Origin of the sequence: Flavobacterium muglaense (assembly GCF_014305155.1) — a bacterium.
Taxonomy (GTDB): domain Bacteria; phylum Bacteroidota; class Bacteroidia; order Flavobacteriales; family Flavobacteriaceae; genus Flavobacterium; species Flavobacterium muglaense.
This window is the reverse complement of the sequence record NZ_JACRUK010000084.1, coordinates 1-6,519: the sequence shown is the minus strand read 5'-3', so window position 1 is coordinate 6,519 and position 6,519 is coordinate 1. Positions and strand designations below refer to the sequence as shown.

General features: G+C 27.1%; 5 protein-coding genes and 1 pseudogene. All 6 read right to left on the bottom strand.

What is annotated here, in order from left to right; translation table 11 throughout:
* Window positions 1–185: 185 nt before the first annotated feature.
* Window positions 186–1,898: a DUF6035 family protein gene (locus tag H8R24_RS17440; protein ID WP_187021598.1), complete on the bottom strand. Its 1,713-nt coding sequence runs from the start codon at window positions 1,896–1,898 to the stop codon at window positions 186–188.
* Window positions 1,899–1,911: 13 nt separating this feature from the next.
* Window positions 1,912–2,529: a hypothetical protein gene (locus H8R24_RS17435; protein WP_187021595.1), complete on the bottom strand. Its 618-nt coding sequence runs from the start codon at window positions 2,527–2,529 to the stop codon at window positions 1,912–1,914.
* On the bottom strand, window positions 2,504–3,058 hold the full coding sequence (locus tag H8R24_RS17430) for a hypothetical protein (protein ID WP_187021593.1): 555 nt from the start codon (window positions 3,056–3,058) through the stop codon (window positions 2,504–2,506). Before H8R24_RS17430 ends, H8R24_RS17435 begins: the two co-directional genes overlap by 26 nt.
* Window positions 3,059–3,093: 35 nt before the next feature.
* Window positions 3,094–4,944, bottom strand: a complete 1,851-nt coding sequence (locus H8R24_RS17425) for a UvrD-helicase domain-containing protein (protein ID WP_187021591.1) — start codon at window positions 4,942–4,944, stop codon at window positions 3,094–3,096.
* A gap of 33 nt (window positions 4,945–4,977) precedes the next feature.
* Complete coding sequence (locus tag H8R24_RS18400; RefSeq protein ID WP_317172599.1) at window positions 4,978–5,880, bottom strand: ATP-dependent nuclease; 903 nt, start codon at window positions 5,878–5,880, stop codon at window positions 4,978–4,980.
* Window positions 5,854–6,459 (bottom strand): annotated as a pseudogene (locus H8R24_RS18395) (AAA family ATPase); the annotation flags it as partial. The pseudogene H8R24_RS18395 and the gene H8R24_RS18400, both read right to left, overlap by 27 nt.
* Between the last annotated feature and the right edge of the window lie 60 nt (window positions 6,460–6,519).

The following is a 6,519-nucleotide window of genomic DNA, read 5'->3' as shown; positions in this document are numbered from 1 at the left end:
GTCATGAGTATCTGTGGTTATAGCTATGTTTTTTTAGACAATATTTGGTCTATACAATAAATGCGTTTGGTATTAATTTCTGCAATTAGTAACGCATCTTTTCGTAATTGACGAGCATTTTTATAAATACTGCAATCAATACCTTTGGATTTTTGAGCTGATAAATTGATGAAAGTATTCATAATTTAGGATATATTGTTTTCAAATTTTAAATCTTTGAACACACTTGAGATTATTTGATTATAACTAATTTCCTTAATAGGATTAGCAATATTATATTTCTCTAATTTTCTTTTTAAAATTCCTTTTTTATCTTCAATTCGTAAAAAATCATCTAATCCATAGTACGTTTTAATTGCTTCTAAAATTATTTGTGCAAATTCAATTTTACCTCTTGGATTATAAAAATGATTTGGAATTTCAACTAAATTTTTAAAACTATAACCAATTACTTTTTTTTCTTTGATAGATAAAACAGCAATCAATACTCTTTCAATTCTAGGCAAGTGTTTCAAGTAATCTGGATTACTCTTTAATTTAGTATGAATTATTGCCAATGATAAAAAATATAGAATTGAGTTTCTGAATGATGTTTTGTAATTGCTTAATTCGATTTGATATTCAATTTTGAGAAAACTTAAATCTCCTTTGGTTGGATTATAACCATTTCTAAATAGTTCATCTGTTTTTGTGTGAATTTCATTTATTCCAGAATTGAATATAATTTGTAAAGGGCTTAAACTGCTATAATTCAGTTTTAATCTTTCAAAAAATAAAGCATTTTTGTTTTCATAATCTAGTTGTTCGTCATCTATTGCTTTTTGTCTTCCAGCTTTATTTTTTTCGTGTTGCTTTTCTCTTTCAATTTCTTGTAGACGTAATTCTTCTTGTTCAATTTCAATCAGTCTTTGAGCCTCTTTACGTTTTTCGATTTCTTGCAATCTTATTTTTTTACCTTCTTCGTTAAGTAATCTTTCCTCTTCTGTCCTCTCTGAAATTTTCTTATCAATTTCTAATTTAACTTCATTTTCAGCTTTATCAACATCAAAATAATAAACTTTGTAAGAATTAATATCAAAAGTTAATTCACTTAAATTTATGTATTTACTTTCCCATTCAAACTCAATGTTTTCTATGTTAGCTATAGGCTTTTGATATTGGCATAATAGAAACAAATCATTATTAATTCTTGATAAATTAATTGCCTCTTGATCTAAAATAAAAGCGTTCCTGTTATTAGAATAGAATATGTCTTTTTGAGTAAATCGTTGTTTGTCTGCTTCAATTTCAAAGTTTTTAAAAACCCAAATTATAAAAGTTTTGTTGTCTTTATAGAAATGTTGTCTTTCGCATATAACATCTAAAAAAGTAGTCGCAAGTTGATTTTCAAAAACTAATTTCTTTTCTTTAAATACAGAAGTTATATCGGGTTTTTTCCATTCAAGATAGTTTCTTTCACTTTTATTGACCATTTCCTTTTGAGCAAATGAAATCTCTCCTTTAGTTTCTTTGTTTAAAAATAGAAAATCATAAATTAGATTTTTGGTTTCAATATGTAAAGCTCCTTCTTGCTGACCATTAAATTTACCTCTTAAAATATCTTCTCGTGATAATTTTGTATCGGTTTTAATTGGGCAATCATTACTATCTTTTAAATGCTTAAAGTATTTAATTTTTCCATTTATACCTTTTCCACCACTTATTTGTATCATTTGACCACAAGTATCACAAACAAGAAATGGGTCTCTTTTTTTCTTATAGGCATCTTGACATTTTTCTCTGTAAGGAAAAACAATATGGTCACCTAATTCCAAAAAAGTATTTGCATAAATTATTTGTCCTGTATCAAGATTTAATACGGTTTCAATTGTTCTTATATTTTCTGTTACTTTTTCCAATGATACTACTTTACTATCCGTTTAAGATTATCTGTTCATAATGTTTTTTAAAATACTCTAGTTCATTAATTGCAATTAATGAGGATTTATCCAACCTGTCATTCCAGATATTATTGTAATTATGATATGCAACATCATATACTTCTGTGTCTTTTTGAATTTCCCAAGCAATACCTATTACAACAGCCGATTTATTCATTAAAAAGGCAGCAACCATACATCTAATCTCTAATTCTTTTAATCTTTCTTTTTGGTTATTAAATTTTCCAGAAACAAAAACATAAATGACGTGATTAAAAGAGGGTGAAAAATATATTCTTGCCCTGATATTAGTTTTAATTACCTCATTTAAATTGTTTACTAATTTTACTCTTTCAAATCTTGTTTCTTGCGCCATAATCTCATAAGCTTTCATCAGATTATTTAAAGATTTGGTATTATAACCGTTTTGGGTAAAATGATTTTGAGCAGAATGATTAATTATGAAATCCCATATATAACTTTCTTGTCTTTCCTTTTTTTCTTTAATATAAAATTTATCTTTTTTGAAGCTTTTATATAATCCTTCATCAAAAACTAAATAGGTTTTATCTGGAAAATTAAATTCATTGAATAAATAATACGCTAACAAATCTTCTTCTCCATTTCCTGTAAAATAAACATTTGATAGTTTGGTTTTCTCTTAAATAACTAATGAAATCTGTTATTGTATCAAGTTCCAAAGTAATTGAATGAAATGAAACTTCATCCATAATGTTAACATATCCATTATTTCGAATAGATTCTGGAATAGGAAATTTGCCTCTTCCTCCAATCGCTAAAGCAATTTTGAAAAAGTTTTTTTCTATTGGTAATTCGATCTCTTCCTCTGAACCTTTTAATTTAAACGAAGAAACGGCCTTTAGAAAGCGTTCTGCTCCATTTAATTGTTTTACAGAATCTTCAATTGCACGTGTATTCCATCTGTTGTAATCAACGTCATAGTTACCAGTTAGATTGATATTAATTTCTTTTACAGATATTAATGCTATATCCTTGCCACAAATAATAATAACATCGCAAAGCTCTTTCCCTTTTTTACCAATAGGATTTACAAAGCTAAACAGTGAGAAAAAAGAATCTCTGCATAAATTATACGCCCACTCTTCTGATTTAGTCATTATTGTTGAACTTCTTTTTAATTATTACACTTCTATTAATCTAAACAAACCACATTGCCAGGCCCAAATAATTCTTTTGCCTTTTCAATAACAGCTGGTTTGGGATTATGATAGTAAACAGCTAAATTTTCTTTTGCTCGTGTACAACAAACGTAAAATATTTTTTGAGTTCTTTCCAAAACGCTTTCTGTACCACTATTTAAAAATAAAGATTCAAAATTATACTGATTCCACTTACCATTATCCAGAATGACTAATACATTGTTGAATTCATCTCCTTTTGTTTTATGTTGAGTTGAAAAGGGTGTAGCTCCCTCTAAATAATTATATAGCTTTTGAAATTCAGAAAATCTTACATTTTTTACTCGATTATAAACATATTCTTTTTCAGCTATAAATCTCATCAAATTATCATCAACAAGACAAATTCCTTTTACATTTGCTTCAGTAATTATTTGTTCGATGGTTTTATTTTCAACATTAACTAATTCATTGATGTTTTTTTGCAATACTCTTTTTTCTTCAATGCTTTTAAATTTGTACCTAAAATCTGTAACTCTCAAAAATTCATTATACTGTTTATTTTGATATAACGAGATATTATTTTGAACTTTGAAAAGATGCTTTATTAAATGGTCTCTTTTTGAACCTTTTTTATTTTCATCTTCCTTGTCCTGTTTTTTATCATCAAGTAATTGGTCTTTGTCTAAATAAATTTTTCGAAAAACTGTAAATGGGTAGTTCCTTGCAGTTAGATATAAATCATTGTTTTGAGTAAGGAACTGTCCAATTTGTGTTGAGGGATTTACAGCTAGATTTACTTGGTCTATAACCTCTCCAAATGTAGCTTCTTCAGCAATTTCAATATTATCTTCTTTTATTTTCTTTGTAATTTTATTTTTTAGTTCAGTAATTCTATCACGATCATATATTTCCATTAAACTTCTAAATCCTGCTTTTCCTGCAATTAGATTATGGGTTAAATTCAATTCTTTCGTTTGTTTTGAATCTGAAAAGTTCCAACCTAAATAATCTCTAAAAGTTTGTAAATTGCCATCACTTGAATAAGCAAATTTTAGATTGCCATCTTTTACAGTTCCATCCGACATATTGGGTGCATTATTATCATCAGAATGAGTTTGAATTAAACCATCGGCATTGACTCGTAATCTGTTCGCTAATTCATATATCAATTTTGGATTTCTTCGGTTTTGCTCTTTTTTAACTTCTTTTACCTTTTCATCTTCATCGCCTTTATAATCATCTAAATTTCCTATACCATCTGGATAAATAGATTGCATAGCATCTCCGAAAAAACCAATTATATTTTTCTTTTTACTTTGATTTAAATGAGTAAGAAATATTTCAATTACTTCTTTGTGCGTATCCTGATATTCATCAATAAATATAAATTGGTATCGGTCTTTTAAAATATCACATAGTTTTGGAAACCGTTGAAACATACTGTTGGCAACAATTAATAATTCATCGTGAGAAATAATACCTTCTTTCAAGCGTAAATATTCTTTGTATTGAATTTCGTCTTCTAAACTATCAAAATAATCAAATGGCACAGTTCCATTTTCAATTTTTATTTTTGTTACATCTACATCATTTATTAATTTTACTAAAGTAGATTTAAGCTCTTTTTGAAAGTGCTTGATATTATCCCAAAGAAAATCGTGTATGGTGGTAACATTTAGATTGTCGTGATTTACTCTTTCTTCAATCTCTTTAACAGCTGCATTGGTATATGTCATACAAGCAACTTTAGAAGTTGGATTGTCTTCAATAACTTGTTTAATAACTTGTACAAGAGAATAGGTTTTTCCGCTTCCAGCTCCACCACTTAAAAGAAAATTATTTCCATTTTTGATATGTTCCATTATTTCTTGAAACTCATCTTTTTTTTTCTAAAACTAATCCTGTTTCAACCATAATAAACCTTCTTTTATATATCCTGGAATTTGCCAATTACTAAAATCTTCGTTGCTATGATACAATATATCTAATGCAAAATGAGTTTTTTTCTTAATACAATGTTCGGCTAATTGATAAGCATTATTAGCTGTATCATCAAAATTTGTTCGATTTTGTAAGCCTTTAAATTCATCTTTTAATGGAGTGATAAATTCTCTATTTAAATGAATAAAAGAATCTTCAAAACTGCGAGAAATAAATCCGTTTTCTAATATTTGGTAAACAACACATAATTTACCATTAGTATCAACATTCCATAAACCATTTGTATTACTAAAAGTTTTATTTTGAATAGTAAAAACTTTTAAATCAAGTAGTGTCGGATTCTTGAAAAAGAAGTTTAAAGCATCGTTAGAATAGTTAACTCCGATTGATGGTTCACATTTTTTATCATCTAACCCAACAGTATCTAAATCAGTAATAATTAATGTTTTTATGCCAATAAATTCTACGAATTTTTCAAAAATTTGGGAATATGCTCCAACTTCTATAATTGAAATGTTTTGAGAAAGGAGAGGAAGTGAATCATCAACTGTTCCAAGGTTTTTATGTTTTTTTTCTTCGTCAATATCATATTTTTTCATCAAAGTTGGAAACAAAATTCTTTCTGTATCTCCTTCAATTAATATTGCTTTGTCAGCAAAAAATATCTCGGCTCTATTGATTGTGAGGTATTGTTTTAGAAATTCATACTGTTTAGTATTTGTTTTATACTCTTCTTTTAATTCTTTTAAGTTTTTTGCGATTACAGAATTGTTGTCATTTTTCTTTAAGTATTTAATATCATCAAAATTACTTTCAGAAACAATATGAGAAGAATGTGTACTTATTATTGATTGCAATTCTCCACTTTGACCATCATCTCTTTTAATTCCTTGTTTTAATAATTCCTTGATGTTTTTAATAAATACATATTGCATCTGTGGATGAGTGTGCGCTTCTGGTTCTTCAATAAATAGTAAATTTATATCCGAAGGTTTTTCATCTTTACTATTTTTAAAATCTTGAATAAGTATTTCAATTTCAAATATCATACTTATTAAATTCATATACCCAAGACCATTGTAATGTTCTGGCAATGAACTTTCATTATGATTGTACATAACAGTTGTATTTCCTTCCAGTAGCTCGCGATGCTGTAATGTTGAAACTATTTCAATAATTGAATCGTCTTTTTTGATACCACCAAATGTTTTGACTTTTTCAATAACATTTTTAAATAGATTTGAATAAATATCACTTAACACAAAATCGGTATCACTTAATTTGTCTTTAAAATCATCTATTGCCTCTTGTTGCTCATCACTTGCTTCTGTCTTTTTGTAAATTTTTGAAGTCTGAATTGATAAAGTTTTATCAACTTCTTTGTTAGAAACCTCACGTTTAGCACTTATAAATTTAAAATTATAGAGGTGTAAAGATAAATTCTTATCTTTCGTGAAAGAATTTTATTATGGAATCATTCAAAGGAGAAAGTATTA